The sequence below is a fragment of the Oceanobacillus timonensis genome, from assembly GCF_900166635.1.
Classification (GTDB): Bacteria; Bacillota; Bacilli; order Bacillales; family Amphibacillaceae; genus Oceanobacillus; species Oceanobacillus timonensis.
The window spans coordinates 2,544,739-2,562,025 of sequence record NZ_LT800497.1 but is presented as its reverse complement, the minus strand read 5'-3'; the positions used below and the strand labels follow the sequence as shown (position 1 = coordinate 2,562,025).

Here is a 17,287-nt window from a genome sequence, read left to right as displayed (position 1 = left end):
TTATACAAGATTTGGGGAGGTACTTCTTTTTTCATGTCCTGAACTCATTGGGGCACAAGGGATAAGAATTATGAAATTCATTCAGCTTATGAAAAAGAAGAATATCAACGGTTACAGCAGCATTATCGTTTTAACGAAAGCTTTCAAGAATGGATTATAGATAAGGCTAATCGGCTCTTCATATTAAAAAGAGGCGTTGACGAATATATTCATGAAAAGCTAATCCCTGCTGCTTATCAAAAAGCATTTGAAAACGGAATCCCCGACCATCTAAAAGAAGAATATCCTGAAACAAGATTAACGAAACGTCATTTTATTATTCATGCCGGTCCTACGAATTCTGGAAAAACCTATCAATCTATTCAATCATTATTAATAGCAAAAAAAGGAATTTATCTAGCACCGCTCCGTTTATTAGCTTTAGAAGTATTTGAAAAATTGAACGACAATGGAGTAAGCTGCGATTTAATCACTGGAGAAAAAGAAATAATTGTCCCGTTTTCCACACATCTTTCATCCACAGTAGAGAAAGCAAATTTTCAAGAAGAATATCCCGTAGCTGTTATTGATGAAGCACAGTTGATTTCTGATAAAGAGAGAGGAAGTGCTTGGTTCCGCGCTATTATTGGTATAAAAGCAAAAGAAATTCATATTTGTTGTTCTCTAAATGCTGTAAAGCTGATTAAAAGAATAGTAGAGGACTGTAATGATAAGGTGGAAATTCATTATCACGAACGTAATACACCTTTAATCGTTCAAAAAGAAGAAGTTTCATTTCCAGCGGATATTAAAAAAGGAGATGCCATTATAGCCTTCTCACGTAAGAAAGTTTTGCGTATGGCTGCTCATTTGAGGAAGAATGGCTTCAAGCCTGCAATTATTTATGGAGCGTTACCTCCAATAACCAGACGAAAGCAAGTAGAGTTTTTTAATAATGGTAAAGCAGATGTTGTTGTTGCAACAGACGCTATTGGAATGGGCATTAACTTGCCTATACAACGAATTATTTTTTCAGAACTTGAAAAATTCGATGGTACAGGCATTAGAAAGTTAACTTCTCAAGAAATAAAACAGATTGCTGGAAGGTCCGGCAGAAGAGGTATCTATAATATTGGTTGGGTTGCAAGCATGACAAAAAAATCAAGCTTTATTGAAAATAAACTTAACCAAAAAGATTCTATCATAAAAAAAGCTGTAATTGAGCCATTAGAAGAAACGATTTTACAAATTCAGTATGGTAATTTGATTAATAAATTAAGGTATTGGAATGACTTTACTTATAAATTGAATTATCTCGAAAAAGCAGATATAAGTAAACAATTAGATTTATTAATGATTTTGCCAAAGAAAATATTAGAAAGTAATAAGGATAAATTGTTATATCATGCAGTTCATATTCCTTTTCAAAAAAGAAATACAATTTTAACGCAACAGTGGCAAAATTATGTTTTTCAGGTTTGTGAAAATAATCAACGATTAGAGAAGCCGTTTGAAGAAATCTTTGAAAAGCATAGTTTAGATGTATTGGAAGTGAAATATAAACAATTAGATTTATATTATTCTTTTTCTAAAGTGTTTCAGAAACAATTGGATCGAGAATGGGTTACAAAACATCGTCAAAAGGTGTCTAATCTTATTATGCAATATTTAATAGGCGCTGATTTGAAAATATTTATCTCTTGCAGAGGTTGCGGAGAGAACAGGTTATATTTTGAAGCAGGAGATTATTGTGAGAAGTGTAGTATGGAACATTTTAAAAGAGAAGAATATTGGTTGTTGTAATCAGTTACTAATGTAAATTAAGCATAATTTCACTGAGGGATAGGGGAGTCTTTTTGTCATTGCTGTAATTTATCGCAGTGTAACTGACTGGGACTGGGACAGCGATTACTCGTCCCGCCAAAAAAGCCGCTAGTTTGTCTTATTGCTATCTACTTGTATCAAATATATTTTTCATCTCGAATGGAATTTTTATTTAAAAAACAATTAGAATCCTGCCTGGTTTCATTTGTTTCTGTTATGATTGGTTGTAATAAAACAGCTTTAGAATACATTTGGCGGGCGGTTTATTTGAATTGGTCTATCTAATGTGTGAAAGGATGTGGCGGGATTAATGGAAAGAATTCTTGGTACCTATTTTGTAGATGGTTATACGATTGAATATTCAATTACTGAAAAAGAGGGTACACCAATCCTCGTAATGCATGGCGGGCATTCTAACTGCTATGAGGAATTTGGGTATAAGCCGCTGGTGAAGAACGGGTTCATGCTAATAACACCCTCAAGAGCAGGATATGGAAAGACGTCAAAAGAAATTGGAGAAAATTTATCCAAAGCCAGTGATTATTATGTAAAGCTATTAGATTACTTGAACATGGAGAAAGTACATCTGCTTGCCATTTCAGCTGGCGGTCCGAGCGCCCTTTATTTTGCATCTCGCTATCCCGGGAGAGTTAAAACATTAACTTTACAAAGCGCTGTTACAAAAGAATGGCTGACAACCTGAAGATATAATATATAAGGCAGCACAGGTATTATTTCGTCCTGCTGTGGAAAAAACAACATGGAAACTGGCTTCAAGTATGAGCAATATTTTCCCGGAATTGATGTTTAAACAGATGGTACCTGCCTTTAGTAATCTTTCCTATAATGAATTAAAAAGCAGTGTGCTGGATCAAGATATCGATGAAATCCAGAGAATGAATAAACGCCAACGATCGGGCGATGGATTTTTAATAGATTTATCCCAAACGAAGGAAATCACCTCTAAAAACCTGCAGGCTATTCCCTGTCCAACGCTCATTATGCATAGTGAATTTGACGGTTCTGTTCCATTAGAGCATGCATATTATGCGGATCAACAAATACGAGATTCTGAATTGTGTATACTTGATACATGGGGGCATTTAATATGGCTTGGGCGCGGTTCTGGTAAAGTAAACGAAAGGCTTGTGAAATTTCTTAATAACTTCTCTTTATAAAAAATCAGACGAATTGGATGAAGAAAGAAAGCATTTGTAAATTCTGAAGAGAAAGATGAGGAGGCAGAGGTGATACATACCCCAAGCTGTTACTCTGCTGGTAAAGAAAATGATATGGTGAAAGGGGATAGTAAAAGTAAGAAAAGCTCAAAACAGTAATTTGAGCTTTTCTTATAATATAGATACATTATCTTTTATTTTAAAACTAAAAGCTAGAGAGGCTTGCCTAACGGGCACCGCCGCCTCCACCTCCGCCAGCACCAGCTCCACCGCCGACACCGGTAGCGCCGCCGCTGCCGCCTGCTGCAGTAGCAGCTGAAGTGCTGGAATGAAATCCGCCGCTGGCTAACCCGGTGGTCCAGCTTGCACGGGTGTAGTAAGTCCCAAACCAGAATTGCAGGTATACCCAGTCCTCTTCGTACCTGTCTTCAGGGACTAAATCCTCTAGTTTTTTAGATACTTTATCGCTTTTACCAAGCAAAGCACTCCATAGCATCATATCTTTCAAGGAAAGTGGCTTGGATGCATTCGAAAATTGATTGATATCTGATTCCTTTAAATAATTATCAAACTGAATCAAACGATCCGCTAGCTTTTCTCCCTCTTCACTTGGTATTGTAATAGATTGTAAAAATCCAAACACCTTTATTTCTTCAAAAGAGAACAATCCTTGCTGCTCCAGATAGGCTTCGGAATAGTCTTTGAGATAATCGGCAAAAGTGCTGACTTCCTTCGCATGCTCTTTACCCCATTTTTGGATGGCTTTATCTGTTACAACGCCATTCCTGTCTGCAGCATCCAAAAGCATCGTCCATAGAGCCATTTCATATGTCCCCTCATAGGATTCATCTTCTATTTGATCCGTAAGTTCACTAAAAGTTGTTGGGTGTTTTTTTCGTTCATTTTCAATATCGCTGATGGTAAGCGTTGTGCGGTATTTTTTTCCAAAAACCTTGCTTTCTTCTTCTGCTTCCATCGAAATGTTTTCATTTACAGACCATTTTAATAGATATGCTTGAAAGATATCTTCAAAATAACCAAGCTTCATCTGCATTAAGAGGGCACTTAAACCAGCATAATCTTCTCCGTCGAAAGGCACGGCTGCATACGTTTTGCCTTTGTTCTCTGCTATCCGTTTATGGATAGGCTTTATCGCGCCAGCTTCTCTTTTTACTTGATTTGTTTTACGGACAATGAAGAAGGTTCCAATACCAATCAATAAAGATAAACCAACGACTATGCTAATGATGATAACAGCTAGCGTAGAATTGTCACTTGAATTATAGGTGGACCCATCCATTGCTTTTTCTTGCTGGTCGGATAAGGTCATGTCTTCTGTCTGTTCAGCTTGAAAGAAATCAGTCGGAAATTGCGTTAAAGCAATCACATCTCCATCGACTTCCCCATTTGACTCCCATACAATACGGTCACCTTCCAGCTGCATATCTCCATCAAAACCAAAACCCCAGAAATTTACGTTATCAGGTGTAAATGGTTGAAAGCCAGAAATCTCAACTGTTAAATTCTGAGCAGGAATATCGGAAAAGGTATCAAAGTTCCAGAGCATGGCCTGGCCGTCTTCTAAATTACGTACAAGATTAGATAATGTATAGGTTACTGTATACGTATTTTTACCGTATTCACCAATTCCCCAAACTAATTCGGCGCCATCACTTGTAGATACTATTCCATATTTTCCTGCCTTTTCTTCCCGTGAATCATCAGAGTCCCAATCGGGCTCTTCTGTAAATCCATCAACGGAAAAATCCAGTACCTCAGACCCGTCAAGGTTGGCCATATTGATGAAAAGCTCTGTACCATCGTCCATATCCATCTGACGGTGTTCCGTCACGATACCTGAGCCATCTTCCTGTAATTCTACTTCAATATGTAAATCGCTCATTTCATTTTCAGCAAATACTGTGAGTGTAAGTAGCATGTTCATTGAAATCGCCATTGTTAAGGCAGCAAGTATCTTCAACCCCTTATTCATTTGTGTTCATCGCTCCCTTTATTCATTATGATGCATTCTTTGTGAATGTATTATATTACGTTTACCCTTTTTCAAGCACTGCTAATCGGAAATTTATTTATTGGTATAGCAAATAATTACGTTAGATGGTAAATTCGTGTGGATGGCGGATTGTCTCAATCAAGGAATGACAAATCGCAGAAAAAGATAAAAAATAATTATAATCGTTTTCCCCCTTGTTCAGAAGAGGGGAAATATGAGTTAATAAGGGTGTCGGTCCGATAGAATATCGGAAAGGAGGCTGATTGAAATTGATCACAAAATATGAGGTGATTTCCGCATAGCGGAAATCATAAAAGATGGGGCCGCATTTATTTTGCGGTCTCCTTTTCTTTCCCAAACTATTGTATACTAAAAGTGAAAAGGCTTACGAAAATAATTCCAAATGAAAGGAGTTTTAATGATGAATAAGAAAATAATGCATGATCGACTCATACATCTTGATAGAAAGGATGTTTCAGCTTGTCATATAAAAATGGAAAAGAGGTGCTTCCACCTCATTTGTTGAAGGAGCTTCAGAGATATATTCAAGGAGAACTTGTTTATATTCCGAAGCAAACAAGCCAGCGGGCGGGGTGGGGAGAAGCGAATGGCTCACGTCTTGCCCTGGACGAAAGAAATGAAGAAATCTGCCGACTATATAGAGAAGGCTATTCATTCGAGGAATTGGAGCAAACCTATAATCTGTCGATGGATAGTATTCGTAAAATTGTCTATAAAGCACGTGAGATTCAAAGTGACATAAAACAATAAACAGGCGTATTTTCATCTGTAGAGAATTTGAGACAAAATCTCTTTCATTAAAAGAGTGGTAATCGCTAACATTTTAGTGAGAGCCCTCTTTTTTAGCATATAAAAATCCCGGACAAAGAATGAAGATTCGTTTTAAAAATATATGTATCGACAAATATTCCTGTTAAGGCTGGCTTTCAAATTTTTGCATAAATTCTTTGAGCTGCCGTCCAGAACGAATATGATTGAAATGAAGCTGCTCCTGGTATTTAACCTTTAATGATTTTATCTTAGAATCATTTTCTTTCTTATAATTCCAAACAAAACGCAGGAAAGAAAAATCTAGCCTATCCGGATTCCCGTGCGGATTTTTCTTTCCTTTGTTTTTTACATAGCGCTTGAGTATACGATAGAAACAGACACTGCGAGGGAAATCTAACCAAATAACCACATCTGCACGCCCCATTCGCAAAGCTAGCGTTCTGGCATAATTTCCATCCATAATCCATTCCTTTTTTTGAATTTCTTCTTTTAGTTTGGCATCAAAATCTGTTTGAGAGACAGTGGTATCATCGTCAATCCATTGAATGTTGTCTAAATGTACCAAAGGGATGTTTCTTATTTGCGCAATTTGGGCGGATAACGTTGATTTACCTGCGCCCGGACAGCCAATGACGATGATTCGATTGACAAGGCACTTATTTTCTTCCATCCTCTTTCCCTCCAATCTTTTCAATAAGTATTATCAATACAAGAACTTCACTAATTTAGAAATGTATCATAGTTTATTCATCGTATCACGTTTAACCTAAAAGACCATACTCATTTTTCTGTTGTCCAAAAAACATTAAAAATCCAAATTAGATGGCATTTGATGATGGAAAAATGAAAAATACCGTACACAAATCCTCTTTTCGCAGGCATTTTTTGCAGGAAAAATTCTGTTTAACCGTTTTGCCTTTCACATACAAAACCGCTATGATAATAACAAATTTATTATTCCTTGGAGATGTGGTAAACTAATGCTAAATACAGTCAAAGAAAATAAAAACAGTTATCGCGTAAACCAGCCTGATTATGATGGACTTTGGAAGAATTTGATTGAAGAGTTGTTTCAAGAATTTATGGCCTTTTTTGCACCGGATTTGTATCCGGAAATTGATTTTGAGCGGGGAGTGGATTTCAAAAGCCCGGAACTTTTTCAGCTTGTGATGAAAACCAAAAAAGGAACCAAGTATTCAGATAAAATCGTCAAAGTACTTCTAAAGAATGGAGAAGAAAAATATGTCTTTATCCATATCGAAGTGCAGGCGGTTGGAAAAAAAGAATTTGCAGAACGCATGTTTAAATATTTTTACCGGATTTACGATAAAACGAAACTTCCTTCAGCGGGAGTTTTTGCTTTTCTCCCGCTGAAGGTTAGTTGAGTGAATCAGGGAGTTAGCGCCCGTTACCTCCCGCCTGCATACGTTTAATCTTCATGCTCTATTTTGAGACGGGAGGTTTACGGGTGATTCTCCGTGGCAAAACCAGCCATTCGATCTACTCCATCGCCTTGTTGACAGATGCTAGTCAGAAAGAGCATGAAGACGCATTCGGCTACTCTTTTTACGGCACCGAATTAACCTATGCTTATAACACTTATCGATTTCATGGAAAAGATAAAGAAGAACTGAAAAAATCAGATAATCCATTTGCTTTAGCGGTGCTTGCCGGCATGTATACCAGTGAAAATACCGACAAATCCGACAAGGATGATAAAAAAGATACCGATTGAAACAGCAGCTTCTCCGCCTGGCATTTGAAAAATATTCGCACCGCACCAATTATCTCGCCGCATTAGTGTATTTCATTGATTATATGATGCTGATTCCCTCAGACTTACAGGAACAACTGTATGAAACGTTACCCATTGCACAAAACAAAAAAGAGGAGGAAAAAATCATGGGTTTGGAAAAGTTAAGAGACACCCCAACATTTGGAAAAGTGTATAGAGAAATCGAGGAGAAAGCAATCAGGAAAGGTAAGGAAGACGCGGAACGAAAATTTGTTAAAAACCTTCAAGACCGGAACTATTCAGAGGAAGAAATAGCTGAATTAACGAGTCTAGAGCTTGAAGAAGTAAGGAAGCTTCAGAAATCGCTTGAAAATGAATAAACGTGAAAAGAACCTATACCTGTTAATGAGTTCCCTTTAGCAGATATAGGTTCTTTCATTTTTTGAAAAAAGTAGTTGAACATAACGCATGGAAGTACAAATGATGTTGATGCATATTTTCCGTTTTGAAATCGGCAAACAGGAAGCAGGGAAGAGAAAAATCGGTTATACGAATAACAGGTTTTGTCCATTTGCATCGGATATATTTGACACTTTTATATATTCATCATATAATACTCAACGTTAAGTAAAGGATGTGACGATGATGACGAGACTGCTTGTACTATGCATGTTAGATGCAAAACCGATGTCCGGCTATGATATTCAGCAGGCGCTGCGGATGACAGATGCGGAAAGATGGGGCGGCGTTTTAATTGGTTCCATTTATCATGCGCTTAAAAAATTAGAGAAGGATAGCTATATTACCATTGACAAGGTGGAACAAACTGGTCACCGGCAAAAATTCACTTATCGTATCACTGAAGAAGGAAAAGAACATCTGAAAGAATTGATTCGTGAAGCATTAACTGCTTCATCCGTTCAATACCCATCTTCTTTATATGCAGGCATCTCTTTTTTTGAAAAGCTTCCAGTCGAAGAAGCGCGTCAAGCTTTGGAACAACAGCAGATAGCTTTGGAAAAGGAATATCAAAGTGTTGAAACAGGCTGGCAGGAAAAGAATGTAGCCCTGGAAGGTAACATTCCTCCCATGGTACAGCTGGTTTTTGATAATATGTTTGCTGCAATCAGACTTCAACAGGATTTCGTCGAAAAGGCATTAGCATATGTAGAAGAAAATAATTAATAATCTCCCTCTGTATAGGAGGGAGAAAAAATATATTTATAGTCAACAATGACTAATCAATGTTGAGTAAAATAAAAAATGTTTGATACAAGGTGGATAAAGTCAGTAATGTCAGTGAAACTGTAAATTGCTGACGTTATCGGTGGAGGCGGAGCGTAAACGAGGCGGAAAAATTTATTCCTGTTCCTCTTCAGGTGTAATAGAAGAAAGGAGCCAATGGATTATCTTAAAAGAGGAAGAAAGTTGTTTTTATACAACACAGAATAAAGGGAAAGAAGGGAAAAAATGAATCAAGAACAACATGTAAAAAAAGCTCAAAAGAGCGCCTTGTTTATTGTGACGCTAGCAATCTTCACCGATATGCTTCTATATGGAATGATTGTTCCAATTTTGCCTGACTATGCAGAAACCTTAGGTATATCCCAATCTGCAATCGGCATTTTATTCGGTAGTTATGCAGCAGCTCTGCTAATCGCCACTCCTGTTTTTGGAGTTATTTCTGATAAAGTTGGGCGGCGAGGGCCGATGCTTTGGGGAATTTTAGGTCTTATGATTGCAACCCTGTTATTTGCATTTGCGAATACGTTTTGGCTCTTGCTGATTTGCCGTATTTTACAAGGAATCGCAGCAGCGGCTACCTGGACAGCTGGGCTTGCGCTTCTAGCTGATTTCTACCCATCAAAAGAACGGGGAAAAGTAATGGGGATCGCGCTGTCGGGTCAAGCAATGGGGATTCTGTTAGGTCCAACATTTGGAGGCTGGCTCTATCAGCTGGGCGGCTATATGCTTCCATTCTTTGTAGCTGCAGGGATTGCCCTGATTGATGGTTTGCTACGTGTATTTCTTTTGAAAGAAGAACCGCATCAAAAGGAAGAAGACACTTCAGGAGCATGGCAGTTATTAAAAAACCGTACCTTGCTGATGATTGTTGGAGCAGTGGTTATTGGAGCTGCCATTCCAAGCGTGCTGGAGCCGACATTTCCAACGCATCTGCAACATGTGTTTGATGCATCCCCAGGGATTATCGGCTTATTATTTGGTGTTCCCTCACTTGCTTACGCGTTTGCCGCACCGATTGTCGGAAGTGTTTCAACAAAGATTGGCCATCCTAAAACAATTACCATTGGTTTAGCAATCACTGCTGTATCATTCGTACTTGTTGTGATGCCGACAACGATGTGGCTGCAGGTTGCGGCATTAGCTTTGATAGGTATCAGTATGGGAACGGTACTTGCGCCGACGCTTCCTGAACTTGCTGATATCGCACAGGAAAATCAAACACAAGCATACGGGGTTACCTTTGCCATTTACAATACAGCTTATTCTATCGGAATGATGGTTGGACCGATAAGCAGCGGTACATTCGCTGATATTTTCGGATTACAAGCAAGCTATTTAGCAATTGCTGTGATGGTCTTGGTGTATATGCTGATTTTTGCAGTGATGACACTGTTAAAAAAGAAAGTGTAGGAAGATTAAAGAAGGTTTTATAAAGGAATTTTCATGATTACTTTTAGATAACAGCATTAAAGGTCTCGTTTTTTATCCAGGGAATGACATGCCTCCTTCTACAGTGGCAGACTTCGGTATTGTCATGTTTGCTCCTATATACGCATTCCTTATTCTGCCTGTGTATGCAGCAAGCAGTGAATATCAAGGGGGCAGTATCGTATGACGTTAACCGCTACCCCAAATCGACACCGATTAATGAACGGAAAAATAGTTGCGGTTATACTGGCAATATTAGGTGGAATATTAGTAGCTATCATCCCTTCACGATTGATCATTAATATCTTTTCGGATGTAAGTATGAGTTATATGTTGATTGATATCACACGTTGGACAGCGGTCTACTTGCTTATGTCTATCATTGCTTTTAGCATTGCGGGATTAACACGCAGCACCATCGTTCCGCTTTCCATTTTAATGATGATTCCTATATTTATTGGAACAGGCATTTTACAATGGCCAGAAGGACTGCGATTCCTGCCGGATCAAGCGGGCATGAGCTTACTGGGAACGCCTGCTTATGAAGTGACCGAACTGCCGCCGTGGACTGCTTTCTTTACGCTTTTCATTTGGGGGTTAATATGTACTTTGGCTTATTGGCTGTCTTTTCTGCGGAGGGATAGCTGAGAAGTGGAGAAGAGGGGATTAGTCAGAAACAGTAAATAGCCTTACAACAATTTCAATAAATATGACCCATTCGCATCTTGCGGTTCTAACACAGGATGCGAATGATTTATGTTATGATATCGCTCGTATTGTGCAATCTGTCCTCGCCCGTTTATAAAACCTCATTAAATATCCAAAATATAAGTCCTATTTAAATTTACTAAAACAGAAAGAGTAGTTATTCATATAATTACTCTTTTATTTGAAAATAAAATTAAACCCTCAAATCAGATTACTTATTATAATGTGATATAATAACAATTATAGATGTTTTAAATTATGGAATCATTATATTCGTAATTACTTTGACAGAAAGAGTGATTAATAGTAATATTACTATACTAGATAGAATAAATGATAAGGAGGGTATGTTATGATTAGAAGTGATATTATACGAGGGCATTTAGAGTCAATTATACTGCGTTTAATTTATGAAAATGATCAGTATGGTTATGAAATATCAAAACAAATCAGCTTACGGACAGAAAATCGTTTTCAGATTAAAGAAGCGACACTATACGCTGTTTTCCAACGACTTGAAAAGAAAGGATTAATCGAATCTTACAATGGTAAAGTGTCTCATGGCGGAAAGCGAAAATATTATCGAATGACGATGTTAGGGAAAGCATATTTAAAAGAGACAGCCCGAGAGTGGGAGGAAACAAAAGAAATTATTGATTTGTTTATGGAAGGGTTAGATTAAAGAAGATACAGCATTAATTTAAAATTGTTTTCTGGTATTAAGAAGTCTGGGAGGCAACGATTTGATGTCTTTAAACGAATACGGACCTTTTAACGGCGAAAAAGTGGGCATGGATGAAGTAAATGATTAATTTAGCAAATTAAAAATGAAGCCGTTTTAAAAACAGGTATTGAAGAAGATAAAGTTAAGTAATATTATTTAGATATAGGATATTTTGGCAAGTTCATAAATTATTATGCACCTTTAACGCATTATTACCTATCTCCTATCAGGGCGCATGTTCGGAATAGATAACGACGTGCAAATTACCTTTTTAAAGGGAAATTTGTGAAGGGAAGGAGAATATTGTGTTGTCAGCATCAGTAGGCGGTTTAAATATGGGAGATGTGTTTATTCAATTGCTCTTTTTGTTACTTGTTATTTTGCTCGTTATAGGGTTAGTATCGCTAATCGTAATGTGCATCAAAAGAAATAAAAGAATAAGTCAATTGGAAGAAAAAATTGATACATTACTATCAGAGAAAGGTAAATAGACTTTTCTTGTGAAAGAAATGACAGTTTACGCTGAAATGGACAGTAATGAAAAGCATAGGTTTTATAGCAGATTGGATTGGTAAAATGAATGACGATAAAAAAACGGGATTAGGTCAGGAAATGGCGTCTAAATGGTTCTCAAGCGTACCTAAATGGCTTAGATTTTCCATCATATTTGGGGCTCTGATAGTGTTGGTGTATTTAGTAAATAAAGGGATTGTTTTTTAATTTATATTTTGTAAAGAAAAGCAGTAAAAGCAACTCTTTAGCAGCTGCTTTTTGTTAGATACACTTTGTTGTAAGCTGACACAGTAAAACCGCGGGATAACAAATTTTCTGAACGGGAATCCTGCATCAGCTGTTTGTTATAATATCTACTATCTCTTTGGTTGCTTCTCTTGCCTCAGGAATAGGGTAAAGCACAAAGATATGGTTCATTTCCGGGTACTCAAAATAATTAATGTGAATGTCTTGCGATGCAGCCAACTCTTTGAATTTTTTAGCATCTGGTAAAAGAACTTCATGTGTTCCAATAAACATAGTAATTTCTCCTAGCCCATGTATCTTTCCGTTTATCGGACTGAGCAGATAATGATCACGGTCCGTATTTCCTGCGTATGCTTTCCCCATCTGAATTAATCCATAGATGCCTAACATCGGGTCTTTAGGTTCGAGCGCATGAGCCTCTGGATTTTTCATCGTAATATCAAGCCAAGGTGAAATTAATATAATATGCCGGGGCTGTGGCAATTCCTTTTCTAAAAGTAATTGTGCTAACGCTAATGCAAATCCTCCGCCGGCAGAGTCACCCATCAAAATAATATTATCGCTATTGATTGTTTCTAACATCCATTTGTATATTGGAAGCACTTTCTCGAAAGACTCTTTATAATGATGATTGGGTGCTTTCGGATAAATCGGAACGTATATGTTAGCTTTGGTTTCTTTTGCTACTTTCCCAAGAAAATGCCAGTGATATAACGAGGGCTGCTTGATATAACCTCCTCCGTGTAAATAGAGGATGGATTTTCCTGAATGATTCTCTTCTTGATTAAAGATATACCATTCCATTCCATCAAACATCTTTTTTTCAATGTTAAACCTTGTTTGAATGTATTTTGGCAGATCATATGGTTTTTCATTTTCTTTTTGTTTTTCTTTTAGAAACGTTTTGAATAATTGAGGGTCGGTAAAGCTGTCCTTATTACTCAGCCTCGTGATTAGACGTTCCGCAAGCCGGCTTTGAATACTTCTCATATTCGTGTTTCCTCCTGTATGCTATTTCTCCATTGCTTTTTATGTACGGCGTTTACAGACTCTGGATAATACATATATCCATCTTATGAATAAAGTTATTTTTTAATAAGCGCTCAAAAGTCTATATACATATAACCGCATTATCTTTATCTAGGGATAACGTATATTTTAAATTTACTTCAATCAAAAAAGCCATCCTTTTTTAGTATATAACAAAAGATGATGGCTGTATTCCCGAACCTCTGTCATCCTATTTTTTGATTCATCCATTTTTACTTGCGAATAACCAATATATTTCCCTCTATTATAATATATGAGCTGTGAATTCTAAATACCATACACGCATATATTTTTCTTTAATATTATCTCCATTTCTGTAAGTGCCTGGGGAAATGCTAAACAATAAACCTGAAGGACATATTCTTTTCTCTGGAAGTGGTGAATATAATATATTAATCCCAATAAAATAAGAGCGTTTTAACAAGCGATTTTTATCATTCTTTTGAACTAATTCACATAAGCATTTATATAGATTTTATCAGAAAAGGAGAGTAGAATGAATATTGAAAATATAATTTAACATCAATTAAAAGGAAGGGGAATGGAAAATGAAAAAGTTCTATCTTATGTTGTTAGCGTTTGCTTTAGCTTTTGTATTGGCAGCTTGTGGCGGAGATGACAGTAGTGATAGCAGTGATGGCGGGGCTGACAATGCGGAAAATGGGGAAGAGACAGAATCCTCTGATTCAGGGGAAGACGAGGAAGATGGAGATTCTGCCAGCGCTGACGCCGGAGAAGAAGTATTTCAGAATAATTGTGCCAGTTGCCACGGTCAAGACTTATCAGGAGAAGCTGGTCCAGATTTAACAGAAGTTGGAAGTACGTATTCCCAGGACGAAATTGCTGACATTGTAGAAAATGGAACAGATGGAGGAATGCCATCCTTTTCGGATATGGAGGATGACGATTTGGATGAACTGACGAGTTGGTTGAGTGAGCATAAATAATATATAATACAAAAACATAGACATGGAAATGCTCCCTTTACAGCAGATGAAGAAATGATAAAACAATCTAACATGATAATGGGAGCATTTTGTATTATTTTTTGCAAAGCAATACAGGAAATGCGAAAAGTAAATATTAAACTCGGAGAAAAGATACTGCCGCATGATATGTCAGGACGTAATGTAGACTTCATTTGTTTCAGACAACAAGGTTTTCCAACGATTGTGGTGTTTAAAAAGTATTTTATTGTTATATTACTTCATCAAACGGATTAAATGAATCTTTGATGTTTAATTCTTCCTTTAGCTCTTTTTTGAGTGGTTCATACGCATCGAGATTCATCCGTTGAAATGATTCAATAAACGACAGCATTTTATCAATATACTTTTGTTCTTCTTTACTATATGCTTCGGGATTGTTGTGATATTCTAAAACAAGCGGATTTGGGAAAACCTCCGAAACATGTGCATCATTTTCCTCAGCATATTTTTCTGCTTCCCCATATAATTCATGTTCATACATCCAGCTCTGGTCTGATTTATCAATATGATTATCATCAGTTGTTATTATTTCCATCATGGTGGTGGTAAAAAAATAAAATTGTACGAGTTGTTCGTATGTTTCATCGGATACACCATCGATATTTGACTTATCCGGTGAATTGCTTGCGCATGAAGATAAAATAAAGCTAATGGATAGGACTGCTAGAAAGATGGATGGTAGTTTATATCCCGTATGTAATTGTAAAAAAATGCGCTTTCGGATAAATATTACCTCCAATATTTGAAATAATTGCTAATAATAGATTACTGAAAATAGAATGAAAAGTAAATAGCTGTCTTGGCAAAGGTTTCTGTTGAAAAAAAGTAAAGTTGCACGCGAGAAATGATTTAAAATTATTAGAATTTTAAAATAAAAACTGTGAGGATATTCTATTTCGTGCTATGATAAATACTGAACCAGTATTTAAAAATCGGAAAGAAGGTCGGCTTAATGATCAAAAGAATCAGCGTTCTTCTTTGCATACTCTTATGCAGTTTATGTTTCCCGTATCCTTTTTCAGCAGCGGAAAATACAACGCCATCGGGGATCCCGATAGAAGAACTGGAGGAGTTTGTAGACGATTATGCAGAAGAATACATAGGCAGTACCGTTGCAGGCGCAGCAATCATTGCGATAAAGGATAAACAGATTGTCCTTTCTAAAGGCTACGGTTATGCGGACATAGAAAACCAAATTCCAATGGATCCGGAGACAACCGTTCTGGAATGGGGATCGATTACGAAATTATTTGTATGGGTCTCTGCGATGCAGCTTGCAGAACAAGGGGAACTAGATTTAGAGGAGGATATACGGACTTATTTGCCGGAGGATTTTCTAACGAAATTAAATTACGATGAGCCGATTACCATTTTAAATTTAATGCATCACAATGCGGGTTTTGAGGAATATATTTTTGATTTGTTATTTGATTCTCCGGAGCATTTGGTTGATTTAGAGGAATCCTTAACATTAGCAGAGCCGGAACAGGTGTATAGACCTGGAGAGGTTGTTGCTTACTCCAATTATTCTACATCTTTAGCAGCTTTTATCATTGAAGAAGTTACCGGACAGCCGTTTTATGAATATGTGGAGGAACATATTTTGGAAGAATTGGGAATGGCTCATTCCACCATCCATTTGCCTGTGGAAGATAATCAAGAAATAGCGCGTCATAAAGGGAAAGGGTATTTTCCTGGAGAGAACGGTGACTTTATAGAATCACAGCCTTTTTATATCTCCATGTATCCAAGCGGTGGTATAAACGGGACAGCTGCTGATTTAGCAAGGTTTGCACAGGCTTTGATGCCGCCTGATTCAGAAAACACTTCTTTATTTCAGGAAAATAGGACACTTTCCGAATTGCTTGCAACAAGCTATGCTCCGGAAGAAGGAGTTCCTGGTCTGGCTCATGGTTTTTGGGAATATGATGGCGAATACAGAGGATTGACCCACTCTGGAAATACAGTTGCTTATTCCAGTAATATGCAAATTGTACCGGAAGATCATTTTGCCATTATTGTTTTAACCAATCAGGCAGACGAAGTAGATTTATCTCATGGGTTGGTAGATGAACTGGTTGGAAAAGGAGAGCGGGAAGTACAAGAAAATCTTCCGTCCACGTCTGAGGTAGAAGGTTCTTATCTTTCGGCTCGGCGCACGTATCATGGTTTTATGAATCTCTATGCATACCTTGCTCCATTACATGTTAAACCAATCAATCATAATGAAGTCGAGATGGACCTGGCCGGTTTCAAAGCAACGTATGTACAAACAAGTCCTTACGTCTATCAATTAAAAAGCGGAGATGATGTTTTTATACCAAGCAACGTTATGTACTTTCGTGTAAATGATGGGGCGGTAGAGCAGATATCCACTTCTTATGCAGATTATCTGCCTATGGATAAAAGCAATCTTTTTCTTTTCATTAGCTTCGGACTGTTTATTTGGTTCATGGTTTATTTTCTAATCTCTCCAATTGTTTTAATTGTGCTGGCATGGTTGCGGAGGAGAAAAAGGCAGAAAACAGTGTCTGCTGCAAAATGGAATTGGGTATTAACGCTTTCCGGAACAGCATTGGCAGTGAATATAGTCATACTCATTGCCCGTATGCTAACTAATGCCACGCGACCGTATTCTGAATTGCTTCCTCACTTTATAGGGAATTATATTGTTACTATCATCAGTCTTATTTCTTTTGTGATGATAATGATCTCATGGAAGAAGAATCGATTATCCAAAATGCAGAAGGTCGGTTATCTGTTAACGAGTATTAGCAGTATTTTGTTTATTGCTTGGTTAATTAGTTGGCAGATGTTTGCATAGAGCAGCTTCCTTTGGATGGGTAAAAAGAAGAGAAATTT

Annotated in this window: 17 protein-coding genes and 1 pseudogene; 14 read left to right on the top strand and 4 right to left on the bottom strand. The window is 37.3% G+C overall.

Translation table 11 applies throughout. The features are described from left to right. Positions 1 to 75 precede the first annotated feature (75 nt). Entirely contained in the window at positions 76 to 1,782 is a 1,707-nt protein-coding gene (locus B7E05_RS12500) for a helicase-related protein (RefSeq protein ID WP_425435113.1), read from the top strand. 331 nt (positions 1,783 to 2,113) lie between these two features. Beyond that, positions 2,114 to 2,981: pseudogene (locus B7E05_RS12495) on the top strand (alpha/beta fold hydrolase). A gap of 226 nt (positions 2,982 to 3,207) precedes the next feature. Here B7E05_RS12495 and B7E05_RS12490 read toward each other — a convergent pair. Continuing rightward, positions 3,208 to 4,974: a DUF2207 domain-containing protein gene (locus B7E05_RS12490; protein WP_218672702.1), complete on the bottom strand. Its 1,767-nt coding sequence runs from the start codon at positions 4,972 to 4,974 to the stop codon at positions 3,208 to 3,210. 501 nt (positions 4,975 to 5,475) lie between these two features. On the opposite strand from B7E05_RS12490, the gene B7E05_RS12485 reads away from it, so the two are divergent. Further along, complete coding sequence (locus B7E05_RS12485; RefSeq protein ID WP_080874515.1) at positions 5,476 to 5,766, top strand: CD3324 family protein; 291 nt, start codon at positions 5,476 to 5,478, stop codon at positions 5,764 to 5,766. A gap of 163 nt (positions 5,767 to 5,929) precedes the next feature. Here B7E05_RS12485 and B7E05_RS12480 read toward each other — a convergent pair whose 3' ends face one another. Continuing rightward, positions 5,930 to 6,457, bottom strand: a complete 528-nt coding sequence (locus B7E05_RS12480) for a P-loop NTPase family protein (protein ID WP_080874514.1) — start codon at positions 6,455 to 6,457, stop codon at positions 5,930 to 5,932. A gap of 310 nt (positions 6,458 to 6,767) precedes the next feature. Here B7E05_RS12480 and B7E05_RS12475 point away from each other — a divergent pair, with 310 nt between their 5' ends. The 8 genes from B7E05_RS12475 to B7E05_RS12440 all read left to right on the top strand — a co-directional run bounded on the left by B7E05_RS12475 (position 6,768) and on the right by B7E05_RS12440 (position 12,118). Next, the gene (locus B7E05_RS12475; RefSeq protein ID WP_080874513.1) at positions 6,768 to 7,172 is read left to right on the top strand and encodes an Rpn family recombination-promoting nuclease/putative transposase; all 405 of its coding nucleotides are present in this window, start codon (positions 6,768 to 6,770) and stop codon (positions 7,170 to 7,172) included. Between the two features lie 83 nt (positions 7,173 to 7,255). After that, entirely contained in the window at positions 7,256 to 7,522 is a 267-nt protein-coding gene (locus tag B7E05_RS12470) for a hypothetical protein (protein ID WP_080874512.1), read from the top strand. Continuing rightward, positions 7,519 to 7,902, top strand: coding sequence for a hypothetical protein (locus B7E05_RS12465; RefSeq protein ID WP_080874511.1), 384 nt, complete (start codon positions 7,519 to 7,521; stop codon positions 7,900 to 7,902). The genes B7E05_RS12470 and B7E05_RS12465 overlap by 4 nt, the downstream gene beginning before the upstream one ends. Before the next feature lie 265 nt (positions 7,903 to 8,167). Then, positions 8,168 to 8,707 carry a PadR family transcriptional regulator gene (locus tag B7E05_RS12460; RefSeq protein ID WP_080874510.1) on the top strand — a complete coding sequence of 180 codons (540 nt, stop codon included), beginning with the start codon at positions 8,168 to 8,170 and terminating at the stop codon, positions 8,705 to 8,707. A gap of 285 nt (positions 8,708 to 8,992) precedes the next feature. Continuing rightward, positions 8,993 to 10,177: an MFS transporter gene (locus tag B7E05_RS12455; RefSeq protein WP_080874509.1), complete on the top strand. Its 1,185-nt coding sequence runs from the start codon at positions 8,993 to 8,995 to the stop codon at positions 10,175 to 10,177. A gap of 201 nt (positions 10,178 to 10,378) precedes the next feature. After that, a complete protein-coding gene (locus B7E05_RS12450) occupies positions 10,379 to 10,843 on the top strand; it encodes an ABC transporter permease family protein (protein ID WP_080874508.1) in 465 nt (154 codons plus the stop codon). A gap of 412 nt (positions 10,844 to 11,255) precedes the next feature. Further along, positions 11,256 to 11,585, top strand: a complete 330-nt coding sequence (locus B7E05_RS12445; RefSeq protein ID WP_080874507.1) for a PadR family transcriptional regulator — start codon at positions 11,256 to 11,258, stop codon at positions 11,583 to 11,585. A gap of 350 nt (positions 11,586 to 11,935) precedes the next feature. Continuing rightward, positions 11,936 to 12,118 (top strand): hypothetical protein, encoded by a 183-nt coding sequence (locus tag B7E05_RS12440; RefSeq protein ID WP_080874506.1) that lies wholly within the window; start codon positions 11,936 to 11,938, stop codon positions 12,116 to 12,118. A 355-nt stretch (positions 12,119 to 12,473) separates the two neighbouring features. On the opposite strand, the gene B7E05_RS12430 is transcribed toward B7E05_RS12440, so the two are convergent. Beyond that, positions 12,474 to 13,376, bottom strand: a complete 903-nt coding sequence (locus B7E05_RS12430) for an alpha/beta hydrolase fold domain-containing protein (protein WP_080874504.1) — start codon at positions 13,374 to 13,376, stop codon at positions 12,474 to 12,476. A gap of 608 nt (positions 13,377 to 13,984) precedes the next feature. Between B7E05_RS12430 and B7E05_RS12425 the strand changes: the two genes are divergently transcribed. Next, the gene (locus B7E05_RS12425) at positions 13,985 to 14,383 is read left to right on the top strand and encodes a c-type cytochrome (RefSeq protein ID WP_080874503.1); all 399 of its coding nucleotides are present in this window, start codon (positions 13,985 to 13,987) and stop codon (positions 14,381 to 14,383) included. A gap of 54 nt (positions 14,384 to 14,437) precedes the next feature. Next, entirely contained in the window at positions 14,438 to 14,659 is a 222-nt protein-coding gene (locus B7E05_RS22175) for a hypothetical protein (protein ID WP_080874502.1), read from the top strand. On the opposite strand, the gene B7E05_RS22170 is transcribed toward B7E05_RS22175, so the two are convergent. Then, positions 14,634 to 15,164, bottom strand: a complete 531-nt coding sequence (locus B7E05_RS22170) for a hypothetical protein (protein ID WP_080874501.1) — start codon at positions 15,162 to 15,164, stop codon at positions 14,634 to 14,636. The two genes, B7E05_RS22175 and B7E05_RS22170, sit on opposite strands and share 26 nt — an antisense overlap. Before the next feature lie 213 nt (positions 15,165 to 15,377). Here B7E05_RS22170 and B7E05_RS12410 point away from each other — a divergent pair, with 213 nt between their 5' ends. After that, on the top strand, positions 15,378 to 17,249 hold the full coding sequence (locus tag B7E05_RS12410; RefSeq protein WP_080874500.1) for a serine hydrolase domain-containing protein: 1,872 nt from the start codon (positions 15,378 to 15,380) through the stop codon (positions 17,247 to 17,249). The last annotated feature ends 38 nt before the right edge of the window (positions 17,250 to 17,287 follow it).